General features: G+C 71.4%; 21 protein-coding genes. 19 read left to right on the top strand and 2 right to left on the bottom strand.

Annotation, left to right across the window (positions count from 1 at the left end; genetic code table 11):
• Positions 1 to 168: 168 nt before the first annotated feature.
• From HF995_RS00830 to HF995_RS00810, 5 genes are all read left to right on the top strand, one after another.
• On the top strand, positions 169 to 1,767 hold the full coding sequence (locus HF995_RS00830) for an MDR family MFS transporter (RefSeq protein ID WP_168445950.1): 1,599 nt from the start codon (positions 169 to 171) through the stop codon (positions 1,765 to 1,767).
• Between the two features lie 47 nt (positions 1,768 to 1,814).
• A complete protein-coding gene (locus tag HF995_RS00825; protein WP_350308676.1) occupies positions 1,815 to 2,261 on the top strand; it encodes a DUF4233 domain-containing protein in 447 nt (148 codons plus the stop codon).
• 41 nt (positions 2,262 to 2,302) lie between these two features.
• Positions 2,303 to 2,737, top strand: a complete 435-nt coding sequence (ndk, locus tag HF995_RS00820) for a nucleoside-diphosphate kinase (RefSeq protein WP_168445948.1) — start codon at positions 2,303 to 2,305, stop codon at positions 2,735 to 2,737.
• A 62-nt stretch (positions 2,738 to 2,799) separates the two neighbouring features.
• Positions 2,800 to 6,399 carry a chromosome segregation protein SMC gene (gene smc, locus HF995_RS00815; RefSeq protein ID WP_168445947.1) on the top strand — a complete coding sequence of 1,200 codons (3,600 nt, stop codon included), beginning with the start codon at positions 2,800 to 2,802 and terminating at the stop codon, positions 6,397 to 6,399.
• Between the two features lie 102 nt (positions 6,400 to 6,501).
• Complete coding sequence (locus tag HF995_RS00810; protein ID WP_168445946.1) at positions 6,502 to 6,879, top strand: hypothetical protein; 378 nt, start codon at positions 6,502 to 6,504, stop codon at positions 6,877 to 6,879.
• 153 nt (positions 6,880 to 7,032) lie between these two features.
• Here the strand turns inward: HF995_RS00810 and HF995_RS00805 are convergent, their stop codons facing one another.
• Positions 7,033 to 7,569, bottom strand: a complete 537-nt coding sequence (locus tag HF995_RS00805) for a hypothetical protein (RefSeq protein WP_168445945.1) — start codon at positions 7,567 to 7,569, stop codon at positions 7,033 to 7,035.
• A gap of 157 nt (positions 7,570 to 7,726) precedes the next feature.
• Here HF995_RS00805 and ftsY point away from each other — a divergent pair, with 157 nt between their 5' ends.
• From ftsY to HF995_RS00775, 6 genes are all read left to right on the top strand, one after another.
• Positions 7,727 to 8,914 (top strand): signal recognition particle-docking protein FtsY, encoded by a 1,188-nt coding sequence (gene ftsY, locus HF995_RS00800; protein ID WP_168445944.1) that lies wholly within the window; start codon positions 7,727 to 7,729, stop codon positions 8,912 to 8,914.
• 148 nt (positions 8,915 to 9,062) lie between these two features.
• Entirely contained in the window at positions 9,063 to 10,382 is a 1,320-nt protein-coding gene (locus HF995_RS00795) for an ammonium transporter (RefSeq protein ID WP_168445943.1), read from the top strand.
• On the top strand, positions 10,379 to 10,717 hold the full coding sequence (locus HF995_RS00790; protein WP_168445942.1) for a P-II family nitrogen regulator: 339 nt from the start codon (positions 10,379 to 10,381) through the stop codon (positions 10,715 to 10,717). The genes HF995_RS00795 and HF995_RS00790 overlap by 4 nt, the downstream gene beginning before the upstream one ends.
• Before the next feature lie 5 nt (positions 10,718 to 10,722).
• Positions 10,723 to 12,513, top strand: a complete 1,791-nt coding sequence (locus HF995_RS00785; RefSeq protein WP_168445941.1) for a [protein-PII] uridylyltransferase — start codon at positions 10,723 to 10,725, stop codon at positions 12,511 to 12,513.
• A gap of 43 nt (positions 12,514 to 12,556) precedes the next feature.
• Complete coding sequence (ffh, locus tag HF995_RS00780) at positions 12,557 to 14,152, top strand: signal recognition particle protein (RefSeq protein WP_168445940.1); 1,596 nt, start codon at positions 12,557 to 12,559, stop codon at positions 14,150 to 14,152.
• 1 nt (position 14,153) lies between these two features.
• Positions 14,154 to 15,263: an amidohydrolase family protein gene (locus HF995_RS00775; RefSeq protein WP_168445939.1), complete on the top strand. Its 1,110-nt coding sequence runs from the start codon at positions 14,154 to 14,156 to the stop codon at positions 15,261 to 15,263.
• 18 nt (positions 15,264 to 15,281) lie between these two features.
• Here HF995_RS00775 and HF995_RS00770 read toward each other — a convergent pair whose 3' ends face one another.
• On the bottom strand, positions 15,282 to 16,772 hold the full coding sequence (locus HF995_RS00770; protein WP_168445938.1) for an insulinase family protein: 1,491 nt from the start codon (positions 16,770 to 16,772) through the stop codon (positions 15,282 to 15,284).
• 355 nt (positions 16,773 to 17,127) lie between these two features.
• Between HF995_RS00770 and rpsP the strand changes: the two genes are divergently transcribed.
• The 8 genes from rpsP (at position 17,128) to HF995_RS00730 (ending at position 21,771) form a co-directional block, all read left to right on the top strand.
• Positions 17,128 to 17,565 (top strand): 30S ribosomal protein S16, encoded by a 438-nt coding sequence (gene rpsP, locus HF995_RS00765; RefSeq protein ID WP_168445937.1) that lies wholly within the window; start codon positions 17,128 to 17,130, stop codon positions 17,563 to 17,565.
• The gene (locus HF995_RS00760) at positions 17,565 to 17,804 is read left to right on the top strand and encodes an RNA-binding protein (protein ID WP_168445936.1); all 240 of its coding nucleotides are present in this window, start codon (positions 17,565 to 17,567) and stop codon (positions 17,802 to 17,804) included. The genes rpsP and HF995_RS00760 overlap by 1 nt, the downstream gene beginning before the upstream one ends.
• A gap of 121 nt (positions 17,805 to 17,925) precedes the next feature.
• A complete protein-coding gene (gene rimM / locus HF995_RS00755; RefSeq protein ID WP_168445935.1) occupies positions 17,926 to 18,492 on the top strand; it encodes a ribosome maturation factor RimM in 567 nt (188 codons plus the stop codon).
• Complete coding sequence (gene trmD, locus HF995_RS00750; RefSeq protein WP_168445934.1) at positions 18,493 to 19,278, top strand: tRNA (guanosine(37)-N1)-methyltransferase TrmD; 786 nt, start codon at positions 18,493 to 18,495, stop codon at positions 19,276 to 19,278.
• A 197-nt stretch (positions 19,279 to 19,475) separates the two neighbouring features.
• Positions 19,476 to 19,835 (top strand): 50S ribosomal protein L19, encoded by a 360-nt coding sequence (gene rplS / locus HF995_RS00745; protein ID WP_168445933.1) that lies wholly within the window; start codon positions 19,476 to 19,478, stop codon positions 19,833 to 19,835.
• Positions 19,836 to 19,986: 151 nt separating this feature from the next.
• A complete protein-coding gene (gene lepB, locus HF995_RS00740) occupies positions 19,987 to 20,754 on the top strand; it encodes a signal peptidase I (protein WP_168446924.1) in 768 nt (255 codons plus the stop codon).
• Positions 20,751 to 21,464 (top strand): ribonuclease HII, encoded by a 714-nt coding sequence (gene rnhB / locus HF995_RS00735; protein ID WP_350308675.1) that lies wholly within the window; start codon positions 20,751 to 20,753, stop codon positions 21,462 to 21,464. Before lepB ends, rnhB begins: the two co-directional genes overlap by 4 nt.
• A 7-nt stretch (positions 21,465 to 21,471) precedes the next feature.
• On the top strand, positions 21,472 to 21,771 hold the full coding sequence (locus tag HF995_RS00730) for a DUF2469 domain-containing protein (RefSeq protein WP_098457199.1): 300 nt from the start codon (positions 21,472 to 21,474) through the stop codon (positions 21,769 to 21,771).
• Positions 21,772 to 21,816 lie beyond the last annotated feature (45 nt).

The following is a 21,816-nucleotide window of genomic DNA, read 5'->3' as shown; positions in this document are numbered from 1 at the left end:
ACGCGCCGCTGAGGCGCACGCCACACAGATCTCGCTGCCTTTCGGGCTCGTGGGACGTGTAACGTCGCTGGGTCCCGACCGCCGCAGGCGCCTCGACGCGCGCCGCGGCGCTGCGTCGCGCCGACCAGCGCGGCGTCGTCGGGCGCACACGACGACGGAGGAAGAGACATGTCAGCCACCACGACCGCCCCGGACCAGCGCGTCCCCGAGGACGTCGACACGCCGCTCGTCGTCCTCGACAAGCGCACGATCTGGCTCATCTTCGGGTCGCTCATGGCGTCGATGTTCCTATCGTCGCTCGACCAGTCCATCCTCGGCACCGCCATGCCGACGATCGTCGGCGAGCTCAGCGGCGTCGAGCACCAGGGCTGGCTCATGACCGCCTACATCCTCGCGATCGCGATCGTCATGCCGCTCTACGGCAAGTTCGGTGACCTGTGGGGTCGGCGCTGGCCGTTCCTCTTCTCGATCGGTCTCTTCACGCTCGCCTCGGCAGGTGCGGGGTTCTCGCAGTCGTTCGGCGAGCTCGTGGTCTGGCGCGCCGTCCAGGGCCTCGGCGGGGGCGGGCTAATGATCCTGTCGCAGGCGATCATCGCGGACATCATCCCCGCACGTGAGCGCGGCAAGTACATGGGACCCATGGGGGCCCTGTTCGGTGTCTCCGCGGTGGCTGGGCCGCTCCTCGGCGGCTTGTTCACCGACCACCTCGACTGGCGCTGGTGCTTCTGGATCAACATCCCCGTCGGCGTCGCCGCGCTCGTCGTCTCGTGGATCACCCTCAAGCTCCCGTCGCACCGCGCGGGTCGCAAGATCGACTGGCCGGGCATCGTCACGATGATCCTCGCGACGTCGAGCCTCGTCCTCGTCGCCACGTGGACGAGCTGGAGCGGCTCGGGGAGCTACGACTTCTCGGACCCGCTGCTCGTCGGTCTCACCGCCGGCTTCGTCGTCGCGACCGTGCTCTTCGTGCTCGCGGAGACGCGCGCCGAGGAGCCGCTCATCCCGCTGCACCTGTTCCGCAACCGGACCTTCACGATCTCGACGACGATCGGTCTCGTCGTCGGCATGGGCATGTTCTCTGCGCTGACGTTCCTGCCGACGTTCCTGCAGATGTCCTCGGGCGCGGGAGTCACGCAGTCCGGCTTCCTCATGCTGCCGATGATGGCGGGCATGATGCTCACGACGATCGGCTCGGGCGTGCTCATCACGCGGTCCGGTCGCTACAAGCTGTACCCCGTGGCGGGTCTCGCGCTCTCCTCGGTCATGCTCGCGGTCATGACGCAGATCGACGGCAGCACGAGCCTCGTCACCTTCTCGGTCCTGCTGTTCTTCCTCGGTGCTGGCCTCGGCCTGGTCATGCAGACGATCGTGCTCGCGGTGCAGAACGCCGTCGACCCGCACGAGCTCGGCACGGCCACGAGCTCGAACAACTTCTTCCGTGAGATCGGCGCCGCCGTCGGCGTCGCGCTGTTCTCGACGCTGTTCACGAACCGTCTGACGGACAACATCGGCGGGCTCGCCGCCTCCGTGCCGCCCGCGGAGCTCGCCCGGCTCGACCCTGCCGGGCTCACGCCTGCCGCGGTCCACGGCTTCCCCGAGGCGCTCAAGCAGGGCGTCATCGACGCGTACGCCGACGCTCTCGCGCCGTCGTTCTGGTACCTCGTGCCGCTGCTCGTCCTCGGCTTCGTCCTGTCGCTCTTCCTGCGCGAGGTGCGGCTCTCGCACGAGGCGGGCATGGTCGCGCGCGGTGAGGCCGTCGCCGGATGAGCACGAGGCCGCCGTCCCGTGACGGCCGGGCCGGTAGCCTGGGCGGCGTGACAGACGCTCAGCCCGGCCGTCCCGAGACCCCGGTGATCCGCGCCAAGAAGTCCGCCAAGGTCCAGTTCACCTCGACGATCCTCCTTCTCGAGGCCTTCGTCGTCGTGTTCGCGACGTTCGTGCTCTACGGCCTGCGCGACGTCCCGGCAGGCCTCCCGGACTCCGTGCCGAACCTCGAGCCGGGAGTCATCTGGACGGTCGGGGCGACGATGTTCGTCACGCTCGTCGTCCTCTCCCGCGCGTGCGGGCGTCCCGGCGGCTACGTCGCCGGCTCGGTCGCCCAGATCCTCATCGCCGCGTGGACCCTCGTCATCCCGCTCATGGGCGTCGTCGCGCTCGTGTTCATCGGCCTGTGGGTCGCGTCGCTCCGCCTCGGCGGACGCGTCGACCGGGAGCGCGCGGAGTACGACGCCGCGCACCCCGACGAGGCGCCCAACGTCTGACCGCACCAGGCGCGACGCGGACAGATCGGTAAACTCGCCCCATGACTGAAGCCCCCGCTCCGCAGCGTTCCCTCGTCCTGGTCAAGCCCGACGGCGTGTCCCGCGGCCTCACCGGGGAGATCCTGCGCCGGATCGAGTCCAAGGGCTACCGCCTGGTGGCGCTCGAGCTGCGCGTCGCGACCCGAGAGCTCCTCGAGGAGCACTATGCGGAGCACGCGGGCAAGCCGTTCTTCGAGCCGCTCGTCGAGTTCATGTCGTCCGGCCCGCTCGTCGCCCTCGTGATCGAGGGCCACCAGTCGATCGCCGGGTTCCGCTCGCTCGCGGGTGCGACCGACCCGACGGCCGCCGCCCCCGGCACGATCCGCGGCGACCTCGGGCGTGACTGGGGTCTCAAGGTCGCGCAGAACCTCGTGCACGGCTCGGACGCACCCGAGTCCGCGGCGCGCGAGATCGCACTCTGGTTCCCCGACCTCTGACGCCCGTCCGAGCGGGGCGGCGCTGTCGCCGCCCCGCAGGACCGGGCCGCTAGGCTCGGTCCGTGCACCTCAAGACCCTCACCCTGCGCGGGTTCAAGAGCTTCGCGTCCGCGACGACGCTGAGCTTCGAACCCGGGGTGACGTGCGTCGTCGGGCCCAACGGCTCGGGGAAGTCGAACGTCGTCGACGCGCTCTCCTGGGTCATGGGGGAGCAGGGCGCCAAGACCCTCCGCGGCGGAAAGATGGAGGACGTCATCTTTGCCGGGACGTCCGGCCGCCCCCCGCTCGGCCGCGCCGAGGTGTCGCTCACGATCGACAACACCGACGGAGCGCTGCCGATCGACTACTCCGAGGTGACGATCACCCGGACGCTGTTCCGCACGGGCGGGTCCGAGTACGCGATCAACGGAGCCCAGTGCCGTCTCCTCGACATCCAAGAGCTCCTGTCCGACTCGGGCCTCGGCCGCGAGATGCACGTGATCGTCGGTCAGGGGCGGCTCGACACCGTCCTGCGCGCGACCCCCGAGGAGCGGCGCGGCTTCATCGAGGAAGCCGCGGGCGTCCTCAAGCACCGCAAGCGCAAGGAGAAGGCGCTCCGCAAGCTCGACTCGATGCAGGCGAACCTCACGCGCCTGAGCGACCTCACGAGCGAGCTGCGCCGCCAGCTCGGCCCGCTCGGCAAGCAGGCGGCGATCGCACGCCGCGCCCAGGTGGTCCAGGCAGACGCGCGCGACGCCCGTGCGCGCCTGCTCGCGGACGACCTGGTCCAGCTCGTCGCGACCCTCGAGCAGGAGAAGGCGGACGAGACTGCGCTGCGCGCTCGGCAGGCAGAGGTCGAGAAGGACCTGGCAGTCTCGCGGGACGAGCTCACGGCCCTCGAGGCCGCCGCCGCGACGGCGGCGCCCCGGCTCGCTCAGGTCGCGGACACCTGGTACCACCTGTCCTCGCTGCGCGAGCGCGTCCGCGGCACGCAGACGCTCGCGACCGAGCGGTTGCGCCTGCTCGGCACCCCCGAGCCGGTCGAGCAGAGGTCTGACCCGGGCGCGCTCGAGGCGCAGGCTGAGCGCGCACGCGCCGCTGAGGAGGAGCTCGCGGGGGAGACCGACGTCGCCCGAGCCGCGCTCGAGACGGTCGTTGCGTCCCGCGAGGCGGCGGAGAAGCGTGCGCACGACGCGGAGCGTGAGGTTGCGGCGCTGCTGCGCGGCGCTGCTGACCGCCGCGAGGGTCTCGCCCGGCTCGCGGGTCAGGTCGCGGCGCAGCGCTCCCGCGTCGAGGCGACCGTCGCGGAGATCGGGCGGCTGCGCTCGGGGGCGGACGAGGCGCGCGAGCGCGGCCGTGCCGCCCAGGCGGAGCTCGCCCGGCTCGAGTCCGAGGTCGCGGGCGTCGAGGAGGGGGAGGTGGGGCTCGATGCCGCGCACGAGGCTGCCGTCACGCGTCTCGACGCTGCGCAGGCTGCCGTCCGGGAGATCCGTGCACGGCTCGACGAGGTCCGCGCGTCGCGCGCGACCCTGACAGCGCGCGCCGAGACGCTCGAGCTGAGCCTCGAGCGCAAGGACGCCGCGGGAGCGATCCTCGCGTCGGAGGATCCCGAGCTCGCCACCGTCCTCGGGTCGCTCGCCGCGCTGCTCACCGTCGAGCCTGGCTACGAGGAGGCGGTCGCGGCAGCGCTGGGCCACGCCGCCGATGCGATCGCCGTCGAGAGCCTCGGCGGTGCGGTCGACGTCATCCGGTGGCTCCGTGCCGACGACGCAGGCCGAGCGACGCTCGTCGTCGCGTCCGAAGGACGTGAGGCGCCCGCTCACGCGCGGCGCACCCTGCCGGACGGCGCGCGCTGGGCGAGCGAGATCGTCGGCACGACGCCGGACCTTGCCGCGACGGTGGCGTCCCTGCTCGCTGATCACGTCGTCGTCGAGGACCTTGCGCACGCACGCGCCCTCGTCGAGGGCGCACCCGGCCTCGTCGCGGTCACGCGCGCGGGCGACGTCCTCGGGCGCGACCTCGCGCTCGGCGGTTCGGCGGCCGCGCCGAGCGTCCTGCACCTGCAGGCTGCGCTCGACGACGCGCGCAGCGGCCTGGCAGCCGCCGACGTGGAGGCGGCGACGCTCGAAGGGCAGCTCGTCGAGGCCCTGACGGAAGAGAGCTCGGCCGCGCTGGCGCACGACGAGACGCTCGAGCGGCTCCACGAGTCGGACGCCGCGCTCGCGGCGGTCGCCGAGCAGCTCGGGCACCTCGGCGCGACGGCCCGTGCTGCTGCGGCCGAGGAACAGCGTGCCGCGGACGCGCTCGCCCGCGCTGAGGCGACGCTCGAGACGCAGCAGGCGACGCTCGCCGACCTTGCGCAGCGGCTGGAAGTCGCCGAGGTCGAGCCTGAGTCGTCCGAGGAGGCGCTCGCTGCAGCCATGACGGTGCGCGACGCGTCGGCGCAGGAGGCGACCGCGGCCCGCGCCAAGGAGACCGAGGCGCGCCTCGCGCTGCGCACGAGCGAGGAGCGTGCCCGCGCCCTCGCCGGTCGGGCCCAGTCGCTCACGAGGGCGGCGGCTGCGGAGCGCGAGGCGCAGGCCCGCGCGGCGAGGCGGGCCGAGCAGCGCGCCCGGCAGGCGGCGCGCGCGTCCGCGGTCGCCGAGGGCGCCCGCGTCACCCTCCAGGTGCTCGAGACCTCGCTCGCTGTCGCCGCTGCGGAGCGTGACGCCCAGGAGGTCGCCCGCGCCGCGCGCGACGCGCGCCTCGTCGAGGTCCGCGCACAGGTGGACTCGCTCACCGGGACCTTGCGCGAGCTGACCGATGTCGTGCACCGCGACGAGGTCGCCCGCGCGCAGCAGGCGCTGCGGATCGAGCAGCTCGAGCTGCGCTCGACCGAGGAGCTCGGTATCGACCCGCTGGTTCTCGTCGACGAGTTCGGGCCGGACCGGCCTGTCCCTGTCCTTGGGGAGCCTGCCGTGGGCGACGACGATGCGGACGCGGGGGAGCCGCGCACCGTCCCGTACGTCCGGGCCGAGCAGGAGAAGCGACTGCGCACGGCGGAGCGTGCGCTCGCCCAGCTGGGCAAGGTCAACCCGCTCGCCCTCGAGGAGTTCGCGGCGCTCGAGGAACGTCACCAGTTCCTGACCGAGCAGCTTGCCGACCTCAAGCGCTCGCGCGCGGACCTGCTGCAGATCGTCAAGGAGATCGACGACCGCGTCGAGCGCGTGTTCGCTGACGCGTTCCGCGACACCGCCGAGCAGTTCAAGCGGGTGTTCCCGCGCATGTTCCCCGGCGGCGAGGGCCGCCTGGTCCTGACCGACCCGTCCGACATGCTCACCACGGGCATCGAGGTCGAGGCGCGCCCCGCAGGCAAGAAGGTCAAGCGGCTCTCGCTGCTCTCGGGCGGCGAGCGGTCCCTGACCGCGGTCGCGCTGCTGGTGTCGATCTTCAAGGCCCGGCCGAGCCCGTTCTACGTGATGGACGAGGTCGAGGCGGCGCTCGACGACGTCAACCTTGGCCGGCTGCTGGACATCTTCCGGGAGCTCCAGGAGGACTCCCAGCTCATCGTCATCACGCACCAGAAGCGCACGATGGAGATCGCCGACGCGCTGTACGGCGTCACGATGCGTGAGGGAGTCACGCAGGTCATCAGCCAGCGGCTGCGCGACGGCCGCGAGGCGGCTCCGGCGCCCGTCGGCTAGCCCGGCGTCCTGCCCGGGCGGGTGGGTGAAGATCGTGTGGCGAATCCCGCACCACGGCGCGGACGCCACCCGCCTCACGCGAATTCGTCCCACAATAGAGGGGTGCAGCAGATCATCGGTTTCTCCGCCTGGCTCCTCGTCGCTCTCGTCGCCGCCGCCCTCGTCATGGTGGCTGCAGGTGCGGTCACGACGGAGCGCTTCGGCGCGGGACGAGGCGTGGCCGGGATGCTGTCCGACGTCAAGGGAGCGTGGGCGAGCCTGCGCGGCCGTGGCGAACCGACTCCCGAGCTCACGTCGGACGAGGTGGCACGCATCGTCGATGCGCCGCCCGTCGAGACGTCGATGAGCGACTTCTTCCTCGCGAACCTCGAGGAGGGCGCGGGTTACGTGCAGGCGGCGGAGATCACGGCGCGCCTCGAGAAGGCGGCTGACGTCGTTCGCACGACGGTCCCGCAGCGCGGGCCCCGCTCCGCCGCCTGAGCGCGGCCTCCTGCCGTACCTCGCCGTCTGCTGACGGTGGTGGCGGACATCGCCCTGGCTGCGAGCGGTACGGTTCCCCAACCGAGGCGATGTCCACCATCCCCCGGTGAACAGTCGCTCGACTGTTCACCGGTGGAGGGTGCGTCCCGGACATCACCCGCAATAGATACCCCCTGGCACGGGCACGCGTGCGGTAAGCCAGCCCGACGTCTGGACCCCCTTGGGCGCGCCTGCGTACTTAGCAATGTGCTGAACTTGGTACCTGTACTCCGTGTACCGAGCCCAGGCGGTGTAGGTGCTGCCGACCGGGAGCTTTCCTGACGTGCACGAGGTCGAGATTGTGTACGAGACGCTTCCAGTGATGCCGAGGTTGGCGGTGACAAAACTGATGGGTACGCCCACCCCTGTCTGCACAGACCTCGTGACCGTGCCGGAGGCATTCACAGTGCACGTTCCGCCCTTCGTATCGACGTAGCAGGACCCCAGTTCCCTGCCCTTCTGGTTGATCTTCTTAGTGACATTGATGACTGCGGAAGCCTCGCATCCCATTCGCGGCGCAGCCTTCCGTGGGGTGCAGTCGAGTGCACTTGAGGGTGTTGCGACGACGATCGATGTTGCCGCAACGAGGACAAGCGTGGCCGCAGCGGTCAGAACTCTTCTCACTTCGAGTACCCCCTGGTTGTGGACCATGAGCCCATACGACCCATGGCGGTAGTGCGCCCTGGTTGGCGCTTGGGGAAACGTACTTGAGGTCCGTTTCGGATGGGTTTCGGAGGGAAGTCAACGGTGAGTTGGTTTTGTCAGATGTCCCAGTGCCTGGGCGCGCTCGACCTGAGAGACTGGTCCGGTGAACGACTTCTCCTGGCTCTGGATCCTGCTCGCCCTCGTCGTCCTCGCGGGCGCCTCCGCGGCGCTCGTCGGCCCGCGCGTCCGCCGAGGTCGCGGCACCGGCACGGTCGCGGCGCCTCCGAGCGTCCCGTCCGCCGGCGTCGGCCCGGGGACGACGACGCTCGAGGACGCGGCCGCTGCGGTCGAGGAGGAGCCTGACCTCCTCGCCGAGGACGTCGAGACCCCGCCGTCCCTCGAGGTTCCCGAGCCGGTCGGCGGACGTCTTGCTCGACTGCGCGACCGGCTCGCCCGCTCGGGGTCGCCGCTCGGGCAGAAGCTCCTCGCCGTCCTCTCCCGTGACCACCTCTCCGAGGACGACTGGGACGAGCTCGAAGAGGTCCTGCTCCTCGCCGACGTCGGCGCTGGCCCGACGGCCGAGCTGATCGAGTCCCTGCGCACCCAGGTGCGCGTGCGCGGCGTCGCGGACGCCGCCGTCGTGCGGGACATGCTCCGCGCCGAGCTGGTCAAGCTCGTTGACCCGACCCTCGACCGCTCGCTCGGCACGACCGGAGCGACGGCTGAGGACGGCTCGCCGACGCCCGCGGTCGTGCTCGTCGTCGGCGTCAACGGCACCGGCAAGACGACGACGGTCGGCAAGCTCGCGCGCGTCCTCGTCGCCGAAGGCCGCTCGGTCGTGCTCGGCGCCGCCGACACGTTCCGTGCGGCGGCCGCCGACCAGCTCGAGACCTGGGGCTCGCGCGTCGGCGTCCCGACCGTCCGGTCCGACCGGGACGGTGCGGACCCGGCGGCGGTCGCGTTCGACGCCGTCCGGCGCGGCCGCAGCGAGGACGCGGACGTCGTCCTCGTCGACACTGCGGGCCGCCTCCAGAACAAGGCCGGCCTCATGGACGAGCTCGGCAAGATCTCCCGCGTGATCCTCAAGGAGGCGCCGCTCACCGAGGTGCTCCTCGTCCTCGACGCGACGACGGGCCAGAACGGCCTCAACCAGGCGCGCGTGTTCGGCGAGGTCGCCGGCGTGACGGGCATCGTCCTGACGAAGCTCGACGGGACCGCCAAGGGTGGGATCGTCGTCGCCGTCCAGCGTGAGCTCGGGGTCCCGGTCAAGCTCGTCGGGCTCGGGGAGGGCCCTGACGACCTCGCGCCGTTCGACCCGGAGGCGTTCGTCGACGGTCTGCTCGGCGACTGAGAGCGGCACCAGCAGGGCGATGAAACATGGTGTTCACGTAGCGGCGGGAACTGTCACACGGTCGGAACACGCATCGCGTCCAGGCGAAACGCAGGTCCGCGACTGTTGATCCCGGGCCGGCCGAGGGGCTGGCGATGGGAGATCACCGATGGAATTCGACACGGGAGCAGCAGCCTGGATGCTGATGTCAGCATCCCTCGTCCTGCTCATGACCCCCGGGCTTGCCTTCTTCTACGGCGGCATGGTCCGGAGCAAGTCCGTCCTCAACATGATGATGATGTCCTTCGGGGCCATGGCAGTCATCGGCGTCATCTATGTCCTCTGGGGCTGGTCGATGTCGTATGGCACGTCAGTGCTGGGCATCTTCGGAAACCCCTTCGAGCAGTTCGGGCTCTCGGGCACGTTGACCGACGCTGACGGAGCGTTCCTGCTCAACGGTCTCGAGGGAGGGGAGTACCCCGTCGCGATCGATGTCGCCTTCCAGGTGACGTTCGCGATCATCACGACTGCGCTCATCTCGGGTGCGATCGCTGACCGCGTGAAGTTCAGCAGCTGGATGCTCTTCGTGCCCCTCTGGGTGACGCTCGCGTACTTCCCGATGGCGCACATGGTGTGGGGAGCGGGCGGCATCCTCAAGAACGGGGACAACGGCATCGCAGCGATGCTCTTCGGCGCCACCGACGGCGTCGCGAACGTCGTCCCGGTCGACTTCGCTGGTGGAACGGTCGTCCACATCAACGCCGGCATCGCCGGACTTGTGCTGGCGATCCTGATCGGGAAGCGTAAGGGCTTCGGCAAGGAGCCGATGCGCCCGCACAACCTGCCCTTCGTCATGCTGGGTGCAGCCCTGCTGTGGTTCGGGTGGTTCGGCTTCAACGCGGGCTCGGCATTCGGCGCCAACGGCGCCGCGGGCCTCGCTTGGATCAACACGACGTCCGCTGCTGCCGCCGCGATCCTCGGCTGGCTCGTCGTCGAGAAGATCCGGGACGGACACGCCACGTCGCTCGGTGCCGCGTCGGGCATCGTCGCCGGCCTCGTCGCGATCACGCCGGCCGCCGGCGTCCTGAACCCCGTCACGTCGATCATCCTCGGCGTCGTCGCCGGTGCACTCTGTGCCCTCGCGGTCGGCCTGAAGTATCGCTTCGGCTTCGACGACTCGCTCGACGTCGTCGGCGTCCACCTCGTGGGTGGCCTCGTCGGTACCGTCGGTATCGGCTTCCTGGCAGGCGAGGGGGGGCTGTTCTTCGGTGACGGCGCCAAGCTCCTCGTGGTCCAGGTCGTCATCGCCCTCGTCGCGATCCTCGTCTCGGGGGTCGTGACCGGCATCATCGGGCTGGCCATCAAGAAGACCATCGGCTGGAGGGTCTCCGAGGAGGCCGAGGTCGGCGGCATCGATCTCGCCGAGCACGGCGAGGCCGCTTACGAAACGATCGGCTCTGGCCGAGTGATCACGGAGGGCAAGGCATGAAGCTCGTCACTGGAATCATCCAGCCGCACCGTCTCGACGACGTGAAGTCGGCACTGGAAGCAGCGGGCATCCGCGGGATGACCGTCTCCGAGGCCTCAGGCTACGGACGCCAGAAGGGTCACACCGAGGTCTACCGCGGCGCCGAGTACACGGTCGACCTGGTCCCGAAGATCCGCATCGAGGTCCTCGTCTCGGACGAGGACGCTGCGACGGTCCTGGAGGTCATCGTCACCGCGGCGCAGACCGGCAAGATCGGCGACGGCAAGGTCTGGTCCGTGCCCGTCGACGAGGTCGCCCGGGTGCGCACGGGCGAGCGCGGCGCGGACGCTCTGTAGGTCGCATGCAGGACGACCGGGACGGAACGATCCGATCCGGGGCGCAGGAGGTCCCGCACACCGAGATCATCGGGGTGCGGGACCTCCGCCGCTTCCGGCTCGAGGACGCACGTCGGACGATGCAGGGCGCGGGGAGCGCCGAGTCGGGTGCCGAGCGCCGTCGTCGGCAGAGCGACGTGGTCGTGGCCGCGCTCGCCGCGCTGTGGCGCGAGGCGCTCGGCGACGAGCCGGAGCACGGCGTCGCTCTCGCCGCGGTGGGCAGCCTGGCCCGCGGGGACGCGGGGCCGCTGAGCGACCTGGACCTCGTGCTCCTGCACGACGGGCGCACGCGCTCGGCGCAGCAGCTCTCTGCGCTCGCCGACCGGCTCTGGTACCCGCTGTGGGACGCCGGGCTCGACCTTGACCATTCGGTGCGGTCGCTCGCGCAGTGCCGTCAGGTCGCGTCGACCGACGTGCCGGCCGCCGTCGGGCTGCTCGACACGCGGGTCGTCGCGGGGGACGCGCTGCTCGTGCACAAGGCGTCGTCTGCCGTGCTCACGGACTGGCGCGGCGCGTCCCGGCGCCGCCTGCCCGAGCTGCTCGCCTCGACGCGCGCCCGCGCGGAGCGCAGCGGCGAGATCGCCTACCTGATCGAGCCGGACCTCAAGGAGGCGCGTGGCGGCATCCGGGACGCGATCGTGCTCTCCGCGCTCGCGGCGTCGTGGCTCACGGACCGGCCGCACGGCGACGTCGACCGCGCGCGGGCGCACCTGCTGGACGTGCGCGACGCGCTCGGGGTCGTCACGGGCCGCTCGACGAACCGCCTGGTCCAGCAGGACCAGGAGGAGGTCGCCCAGCTGCTGGGCGTCGGCGACGCGGACGACCTGCTCGCGTCGCTCGCCGAGGCGGGGCGCACCGTGACGTACGCGCTCGACACGACGGTCCGGCGTGCGCGCCAGGCGCTCGTGCGGCCGTCGGTCGCGCGCAGGCCGCTCGTCGTGCGCGGTCGACGCGTGCCGCCGCGCCTGCGCGCGGTCTCGGACGGCCTCGTGGAGCACGACGGCGAGCTCGTCCTCGCGATCGACGCGCAGCCCGACAAGGACCCGCTGCTGCCGCTGCGCGCCGCTGCGACGGCCGCCCGTACCGGGCTCGCGGTCTCGCCCGTGACGGCGGTCAACCTGGCGGGATGCCCGCCGCTGCCCGAGCCGTGGCCCAAGGTCGCGCGGGGTTACCTGATGACGCTGCTCGGGTCGCAGCACGACCAGGTGGCGGTCTGGGAGGCGCTCGACCTCGCGGGCGTCGTGACCGGGTGGATCCCTGAGTGGGCGGCCGTGCGCAACCGTCCGCAGCGGTCTGCGATCCACCGGCACACGGTCGACCGGCACCTCGTCGAGGTGGTCGCGCGCGCGGGCCGTGACCGCCGTGAGGTCGAGGATCCTGAGGTGCTGCTGCTGTCGGCGCTGCTGCACGACATCGGCAAGCGACCGGGCGCTACGGACCACTCGGTCGTGGGCGCCGAGATCGCTCCGGCGATCGTGCGGCGCATGGGCTTCGACGAGGGCGTCGCCCGGGACGTGGCGCGCCTCGTCCGGCACCACCTCACGCTGGCCCGTCTCGCGACGACCGCGGACCCGGACGCGCCCGAGACGCTCGCCGAGCTGCTCGACGTCGTCGAGCACCGCCGCGACCTGCTGAAGATCCTGCGCATCGTGACCGAGGCGGACTCGTCTTCGCTCGGGCCGAACGGGTGGACCGCCTGGCGGGCGCGGCTCGTCGACGACCTGTACCGGCGCGGCCTGGCGGCCCTGGGCGGGTAGGCTGAGCGTCTGTCATCGTTGCTGTGATCGTGAGGGATACCCGGTGTTCGCCACCCTGTCTGACCGTCTGACATCGACGTTCAAGAACCTGCGCACGCGCGGGCGCCTGTCCGAGGCGGACATCGACGCCACCGTGCGCGAGATCCGTCGAGCCCTGCTCGACGCCGACGTCGCGGTCCCTGTGGTCCGCGAGTTCACCGGGGCGGTGCGTGAGCGCGCCCTGTCGGCCGAGGTCTCCGAGGCGCTCAACCCGGCGCAGCAGGTCGTCAAGATCGTCAACGAGGAGCTCGTCTCGATCCTCGGTGGCGAGCAGGCGCGCGGTCTGTCGTTCGCGAAGACCGCGCCGACCGTCATCATGCTCGCCGGCCTCCAGGGTGCCGGCAAGACGACGCTCGCGGGCAAGCTCGCGAAGCACCTCAAGGATCAGGGCCACACGCCGCTGCTCGTTGCAGCGGACCTGCAGCGTCCGAACGCAGTCACGCAGCTCAAGGTCGTCGGCGAGCGTGCGGGGGCGACCGTCTATGCGCCCCACCCCGGGGTCGCGGGCGAGGACGAGGTCCCGACGGGCGACCCGGTAGCTGTCGCGGTCGGCGGTGTCGCGACGGCCCGCTCGCGTCAGCACGACGTCGTCATCATCGACACGGCTGGCCGCCTCGGCGTCGACGCCGAGCTCATGGCGCAGGCGCGCGAGATCCGTGAGGCCACGCAGCCGGACGAGGTCTTGTTCGTCATCGACGCGATGATCGGCCAGGACGCGGTCGCGACCGCGAGCGCGTTCCTCGAGGGCGTCGACTTCACGGGTGTCGTGATGTCGAAGCTCGACGGCGACGCGCGCGGTGGTGCGGCCCTCTCGGTCGCGCGCGTCACCGGCCGCCCGATCCTCTTCGCGTCGACGGGTGAGAAGCTCGAGGACTTCGAACCGTTCTACCCGGACCGCATGGCGTCGCGCATCCTCGACATGGGTGACGTGCTGACGCTCATCGAGCAGGCGGAGAAGGCGTTCGACGCCGAGCAGGCCGAGAAGATGGCCGCGAAGCTCCAGAGCGGCGACGACTTCACGCTCGACGACTTCCTCGTGCAGATGCAGGCCATGCGCAACATGGGCTCGATGAAGAAGATGCTCGGCATGCTCCCAGGCATGGGGCAGATGCGCGAGGCGCTCGACAGCTTCGACGAGCGCGAGGTCGACCGCGTCGAGGCGATCGTGCGATCCATGACGCCGGCCGAGCGGGCGAACCACCGGATCATCAATGGCTCGCGCCGGGCGCGCATCGCCAAGGGTGCGGGCACGACGACGACGGCCGTGAACCAGCTCATCGAGCGCTTCGAGGGCGCTCAGAAGATGATGAAGCAGATGGCGCGCTCGGGCGGCGGTCTGCCGGGGATGGGCGCGCTGCCGGGTATGGGCGGCAAGAAGTCCAAGGGCCGGATGGCTCCGCCGCCGAAGAAGGGCAAGGGCAAGGCGAAGTCGGGCAACCCGGCGAAGCGCGCCCAGCAGGAGCGCGAGGCGGCGAACCGGGCAGCCGGGATCGCCGACGCACCAGCGGCACCGAAGGGGTCCGCGTTCGGGTTCGGTTCCAAGCCTGACGCCGCTGCCGTGCCCGACATGGACGAGCTGAAGAAGCTGCTCGGCGGCTGACATGACGTCGGGCCGTGACGCGGTGCTGCACCTCGCCGGGCCGGTGCGCCTGGGCGACGACGACGTCCGCGCCGAGGCGTGGGTCGTCGAGGGTCGGCTGACGTTCACGCGTCCGACGCTCCCGGGCCGCGACGTCGTGCGCGTCGAGGGGTGGGCGGTGCCCGGTCTCGTCGACGTGCACTGCCACGTCGGGCTCGGCGCCACAGGCGCCGTTTCCCGCGAGGAAGCCGTGCGTCAGGCCGTCACTGATCGTGACTCCGGAGTCTTGCTGCAGCGCGACGCGGGCTCGCCGCTCGACACGCGGTGGGTGCACGAGCGTGACGACCTGCCGCGGCTGGTGCGCTGCGGGACGCACGTCGCGCGGCCGAAGCGGTACCTGCGTGGCTACGCCGTCGAGCTCGAGCACGTCGAGGACCTGACGGCGCAGCTCGCCCGCGAGGCGGCGCGCGGCGACGGCTGGGTCAAGGTCGTCGCCGACTGGATAGACCGCGACGAGGGGGAGCGGGCGGACCTGCGGCCGCTGTGGCCTGACGATGTGCTCGCCGACGCGTTCGCGAGGGTGCACGCGGCGGGGGCCCGCGTCACGGCGCACACCTTCTCCCACGAGGCGCTGCCCGGGCTGCTGGCCGCTGGTGTCGACTGCCTCGAGCACGGTACGGGTCTCGACGACGCGCAGGTCGCCGAGGTCGCACGGCGGGGGATCGCGGTGACCCCGACGCTCATGCAGGTCGGCCGGTTCGACTCGATCGCGGCGAGCGCCGGCCGCTACCCGGTGTACGCCGAGCACATGCGCCGCATGCACGCGCGCCGCTACGAGCACGTGCGCAACCTGTTCGACGCAGGAGTGCGGCTGCTCGTCGGGACCGACGCGGGCGGGACGATCCCCCACGGGTTGATCGCGACCGAGTGCGCGGAGCTCGCCCGCTGCGGCATCCCGCCGCTCGAGATCCTGGCGGCGGCGAGCTGGCGGACCCGCGCGTACCTCGGCGTGGCGCCGGTCGCGGAGGGCGCCGAGGCCGACGTCGTCGTCTACCCCGCAGACCCGGCGGTCGACGTCGCGGTCCTCGCGGCACCGAGCGCGGTCGTGCTGCGTGGCCGCAGGGTCGCCTGAGCTGTCGGCCCCGCCTCCTCAGTCGGCGCCGCCGAGCAGCGGGACACGCGCCTTGTCGTACACGAGAGCGCGCGGTGCGCGCGCGATCCACCCGTCCAGCTTCTTCGGGAGGCCGCGGTAGTGCGCCGGGTGGAGTACGACGACGCCGCCTCGCGACGTGACGAGCTCGACGTCGCCGTCCGAGTCGCGACCGACGAGCTCGAGCTCGTCGAGCAGGAGCGTGGCGGCGAAGCCGGCATCCATGAGGACGAGCCTGTCGTCGCACACGGCTACGGTCGCGCCGCGAGCGGGGCTGAAGAACTTCCCGTTGTGGACGGTCGACGTCGCGCGGCCCCGCAGCGTCCCGCGGATGTCGAAGGCCGCGTCGACGACCTCCTTGAGGCTGCGTCCCTCGGGGTCTTCGACACCGGTCGACCAGGCGTACCCGTTCGTCTCCGCGACATCGACTGCGTCTTCGGCCTCCGGGGACAAGGGAAGCGTGAGCACAGCGGTCTGCGCCGCGGCATGCAGCGCTGCGCGGACCTCCTCGAGCGAGGCGCGCGCGACGTCGTCCGCGGTGACTGGCAGCCGGGGAGACTCGAGCAGCTCGAGCGTGGCGTGGGCGACGAGCCGCCCGATCCTCGCGCCCGAGTGCTCGTGCTCCGCGAGGATGGCACGGCGCGCAGCGTCCAGCTCGTCCGACGTCGGACCGTCGGTCGTGAGCCGATCGACGGTCTCGAGGAGCGCGCGGACTGCCGCCGCGCAGGCGTGCGGTGGCACGTCGACCTCGAGGTGCCAGGCCTCACCGGCGCCGACGAACCAGCGGACGGCCTCGACGGCGTAGGCGCTGCCGTCCCGCGTCCGTGCCGCGGTGTAGACGGCGCGCTCGAGGACGGTGCGCGCGATCGCGGTCGCTCCGCTGGCGTGCTCGCCTCCGGTCATGGCGGTCCAGAGCAGCGGGGCGCCTGGCGCGCGGTGGACGATCCGGTGCTCCAGCATGTCCTCCGGGGCGTTGCGCACGGGAGCGGGTCCGGTGGGCAAGGGGAGCCGGATGCCGTCCCAGGGCTCGTCGGTGAGGACGAGCGTCGCGGCGCCCGCGTGCAGGTGTCGCTCGGCGAACGCGCGCACCTCGGCGGCCGTCCAGTCGAGCAGCCGCCCGTGGTTGACCCCGAGCACGCCGAGGTCTCTGAGGCCGAACCGCAGGCTGAACGGGTCGTGCGTGCCCCAGAGCTGCTCGCGACCGATCTCTGCCACGATCGTGCGGCGCTCGATGTCGAGCGCGTCGTCGTCGATGGTGCGAACGTGCTCGAGAGCCTCGCAGACCGAGAGGAGGAAGTCGGCGCGCACCTGCTCCGGGCCGGTCGCCCAGAACACCGTCTCGTCGGGGCCAGAGCTTGCGTTCGCCCCCGGAGGTACGTCCACGTGGCGCATCACGAGGTGCTCGACGAGGTGCGAGAGGCCTGCCTCTGCGGGGGAGGCGTCGCGGTAGCCCACCGCGAGCACGAGGTATGCGCTAGGGTCCGTCCGCACGTCCTCCCACAGGACTGGCACACCGTCGATTACGGCCCGCCGCGGCGATCGGGCTTCGTCTCGGGCGTCGGTGCTTGTCATCGATCCTCCGTGCGTGCGTCAGGGGTGGCGAGAGCCTAGGCGATCGTAGGGCTCGCGTGTGCGCCGGTGACTGCCGGGCGGACGTCGTCGGGCGTGCGAGTGTGGCGAGTCGCACGGTTGGAGATGAGGTTCGCGTCTGGCAGAATGTTCCCCTGTACTCGGTGTGCCCGGCCCCTCTCTCCGCGCAGCGCCGTGTCCTGGACCATCCTGAGCTCCGGCCCCACCGGAGATCGGTGCGGTCCGCCCATACCCAGAACCAGGAGAGACCACCACTGTGGCCACCAAGATTCGTCTGAAGCGTTTCGGCAAGATCCGTTCTCCCTACTACCGTGTCGTCGTCGCCGACTCGCGCACCAAGCGCGACGGCCGCGTCATCGAGGAGATCGGCAAGTACCACCCGACCGAGGAGCCCTCGCTCATCGAGATCGACTCCGAGCGTGCGCAGTACTGGCTCGGCGTCGGCGCGCAGCCGACCGAGCAGGTCGCTGTGCTCCTCAAGATCACGGGTGACTGGCAGAAGTTCAAGGGCCTCCCGGGCGCCGAGGGCACGCTGCGCGTCAAGGGCGACAAGGTCGACCCCGCCGCCGCGATCGCTGCCGCCGCCGAGCAGGCCGAGAAGATCAAGGCGAAGGCTGCCGAGGCGAAGTCCGCGGCTCCCGTTGCTGACGAGGCTCCGGCCGAGGAGAGCACCGAGGCCGAGGAGCAGGCCTGATGCTCGCTGATGCTCTGGAGCACCTTGTCCGCGGCATCGTGGACAACCCCGAGGACGTCCGGGTGAACGCCAAGGCACTGCGCCGCGGCGAGCTGCTCGAGGTGCGCGTGCACCCCGACGACCTGGGACGCGTCATCGGCCGCTCCGGCCGTACCGCCAAGGCGCTGCGCACCGTCGTCAGCGCCCTCGCGACGGACGGCCCCGTGCGTGTCGACGTGGTTGACGTCGACCGCCGGTGAGCATCGCACCCTGGTGAGCGCGCGGTCCTCGACCGCACGCCCGCCGCGTACCTCCACGTCAGGCCCGGCCCCCGCGAGGGTGTCGGGCCTGACGCATCCCACCACGACCCAGGAGCCCCCCATGACCAGCCCGCGTCTCACCGTCGCCCGGATCAGCAAGGCCCAGGGTCTTCGCGGCGAGGTGGCTCTCGAGGTCCGCACCGACATCCCGGAGGAGCGTCTCGCCGTCGGCGCGGTCCTCGACACGGAGCCGGCCGGTCGTGGCCCGCTGACCATCGTGCGCAACCGCGTGTCGAGCGGTCGGTGGTATGTACAGCTCGACGGCGTCGACGACCGCACCGCCGCCGAGGCGCTGCGCGGCGTCGAGCTCGTCGTCGACGCAGACGAGTCCGACGAGGAGGACGCCTGGTACGTCCACGAGCTCGCGGGCCTGCGCGCCGAGCTCGAGGACGGGACCGTGGTCGGCACCGTCAAGGGGCTGGAGCACCTCCCGGCGCACGACGTGCTCGTCGTCGAGGAGGCCGACGGCGCGCGCACCCTCGTGCCGTTCGTCACCGCGATCGTCCCGACCGTCGACGTCCCTGGTGGGCGCGTCGTCCTCACCCCGCCCGGCGGCCTCCTCGCTCGTGACGCCGAGAACCTCGACGTCGCGCTCCCGGAGCCGGGCGAGGCCGAGGAGCGCGGCTGAGTGCGTATCGACGTCGTCTCGATCTTCCCGGCGTACCTCGCCGCTCTCGAGCTCTCCCTGGTCGGCAAGGCCCGCACAGCAGGCCTGCTGGACCTGCGCGTCCATGACCTGCGTGACTGGACGACCGACCGGCACCGCACGGTCGACGACACGCCTGCGGGCGGGGGCGCCGGGATGGTCATGCGTCCGGACGTGTGGGGCACGGCGCTTGACGACGTGCTCGACGAGGGCGCGACGCTCGTCGTCCCGACGCCGTCGGGACCGTCGTTCACGCAGCGCACCGCGGAGGACTGGGCGACGCGCCCCCAGCTCGTGTTCGCGTGCGGTCGCTACGAGGGCATCGACGCGCGCGTCGCCGAGCACTACCGCGAGGCTGGCGTCCGCGTCGAGGAGGCGTCGATCGGGGACTACGTCCTCAACGGCGGTGAGGTCGCCGCGCTCGTCATGATCGAGGCGGTCGCGAGGTTGCTCCCGGGCGTCCTCGGCAACCCCGAGTCCGTCGTCGAGGAGTCGCACTCGCAGGCCGGGCTGCTCGAGTACCCCGTGTACACGAAGCCGCCAGCATGGCGGGACCTCGAGGTCCCTCCCGTGCTGATGAGCGGGCACCACGGCAAGGTCACGCGCTGGCGTCGGGACCAGGCGATCGTGCGTACAGCCGAGCGACGTCCGGACATGGTGGCTGCGCTCGACGTCGACACGCTCGACAAGCTGGACCGGGCGCTGCTCGCCGAGCTGGGCTGGCACGTGCGCGACGGCGCGCTGCACCACGAGCCGTCCGCGGGGTGAGGCGGCGGTCACGCGACGGCGATTGCGCCGACAGGCTCACCGTGTGGCAAGATTGTTCGTCGGTGCGTCACGGGCCTCTGCCACAGGGGAGAGCCTGAGCGAGGCAGGTGCCAACCTGCCAGGCACCACCTCTCGACAGACGGACCCTCGCGGTCCACGAACGCGTTCCTGACCTGTGGCAGGACGAGGAGAACATCATGCACACGCTCGACTCCGTCGACGCAGCCTCGCTGCGGACCGACATCCCCGAGTTCCGCGCCGGCGACACCCTCAAGGTGAACGTCAAGGTCGTCGAGGGCACCCGCTCCCGCGTCCAGGCGTTCCAGGGCATCGTCATCGCCCGCCGCGGCGACGGCGTCCGCGAGACGTTCACCATCCGCAAGATCAGCTTCGGTGTCGGCGTCGAGCGCACCTTCCCGGTGAACTCCCCGACGATCGAGTCGATCGAGGTCGTCACCCGCGGTGACGTCCGTCGCGCCAAGCTCTACTACCTGCGCAAGCTCCGCGGCAAGAAGGCCCGCATCAAGGAGAAGCGCGAGACGGCCCCCAAGGCCTGACGAGCACTCGGCAGGCCTTCCTGCCTCCCCGCGGGCGAGCGACCACTGGTCGCTCGCCCGCGGTCGTATCCCGACCTCCTCGGTGCCTGCGGCACCGTGAGCCGCGGACGTCCGGCACGCCCGGACATGGCACAGTGGAGCAGTGACGAACATGGACGCCCCGGGAACCGACCCGCGCGACGACGAGGCCGCGCCGCAGCCTGAGGGCGTGGACCAGACCCGCCGCACGCGCAGCGCCCCGCAGAAGAAGTCGACGTGGGCGTCGCTCCTCAAGGAGACGGCGATCATCCTCGTCGCAGCGTTCGTGCTCTCCTGGACCGTCAAGACGTTCCTCGTGCAGCCGTTCTTCATCCCGAGCGAGTCCATGGAGGCCACGCTCGTCAAGGGAGACCGCGTCCTGGTGTCGAAGCTGACGCCGGGACCGTTCGACCTCTCCCGTGGTGACGTCGTCGTGTTCAAGGACCCGGGCGGCTGGCTCGACTCGTCCGCTCCCGCGAGCAGCGGGCTGCCCGACGCCGTCGAGTCGTTCTTCACGTTCGTCGGTCTTCTCCCGCAGGACTCGGGCGAGCACCTCATCAAGCGCGTCATCGGGCTGCCAGGCGACCATGTGGTGTGCTGCGACGCCGAGGGCCGGATGACGGTCAACGGTGGGCCGCTCGACGAGGAGGAGTACCTGCGTCCCGGGTCGATCCCGAGCCAGGTCGACTTCGACGTTGTGGTCCCGGAGGGGCACCTGTGGGTGCAGGGAGACAACCGCCAGGGCTCCTACGACTCCCGTTTCACCGGCGGGCAGCCAGGCGGACCGTTCGTCCCGCTCGAGAACGTCGTGGGTGTCGCGTTCGCCAAGGTGTGGCCCGCTGACCGGATCGCGATCATGCGCAACCCCGGCGACGTCTTCGACGAGGTTCCGGAACCGTGACGGTCCAGCCGCCCGACGTCTTCGTCGAGGACGGGTGGTGCGCCGAGGGCGTGCCCCTCGTCGCGGGGATGGACGAGGTGGGCCGCGGAGCGCTCGCTGGCGTCGTCACGGTAGGCGTCGCGGTCCTCGGGCCCGAGGCGCTGCGGTTCCCGTACCCCGAGGGGCTGACCGACTCCAAGCTGTTGAGCGCGGCGGCCCGCGAGCGGCTCGAGCCGCTCGTGCAGGACTGGGTCACGGCGTGGGGAGTCGGTCACGCGACGCCCGAGGAGATCGACGAGGCGGGGATCATCGTCGCGCTGCGTCGTGCGGGGGAGCGTGCTCTCGCCGCAGCGGAGGTTATGTGCGGGCCCGTGCGCGCCGTCGTCCTCGACGGGAAGCACGACTGGCTGACGCCGCCCGGCGGGGACCTGTTCGACGCGTTCGACGCCGCGCCGCTCGACGTCGCCCGCGAGGTCCGTACGGTCGTCAAGGGCGATCTGAGGTGCGCGTCGGTCGCTGCGGCGAGCGTGCTCGCCAAGTGCGCACGTGACCGCCTCATGGCCGCGGCGCACGAGCAGTTCCCGAGGTTCGGCTGGGACCGCAACAAGGGCTACGGCGCGAAGACGCACCTCGACGCGCTCCGCGAGCTCGGTCCGTGCGAGCTGCACCGCCGGTCGTGGTCTCTCCCGGAGCGTGCTGTGGTGACGTCCGGCGCCGCGGATGGGCGATGATGGTCGGGTGAGCGCTGAAGACCTCGAGAACTACGAGACTGACATGGAGCTGGCCCTGTACCGCGAGTACAGGGACGTCGTCTCCCTCTTCTCCTACGTCGTGGAGACGGAGCGCCGGTTCTACCTCGCGAACCAGGTGGACCTCCAGGTCCGCTCGGCGGCAGGCGAGGTGTACTTCGAGCTGACGCTCGCGGACGCGTGGGTGTGGGACGTCTACCGTTCGGCCCGCTTCGTGAAGTCCGTGCGGGTCGTGACGTTCAAGGACGTGAACGTCGAGGAGCTCGCCCGGCCGGAGCTCACGATCTGACGCACTGAACGGCCGCCCACAAGGGGCTGCTTCGCGCGCTCCGCC

This window comes from Sanguibacter hominis ATCC BAA-789 (assembly GCF_012396185.1).
Classification (GTDB): domain Bacteria; phylum Actinomycetota; class Actinomycetes; order Actinomycetales; family Cellulomonadaceae; genus Flavimobilis; species Flavimobilis hominis.
The sequence above is the reverse complement of the archived record's forward strand: the minus strand, read 5'-3'. Positions and strand labels throughout refer to the sequence as shown.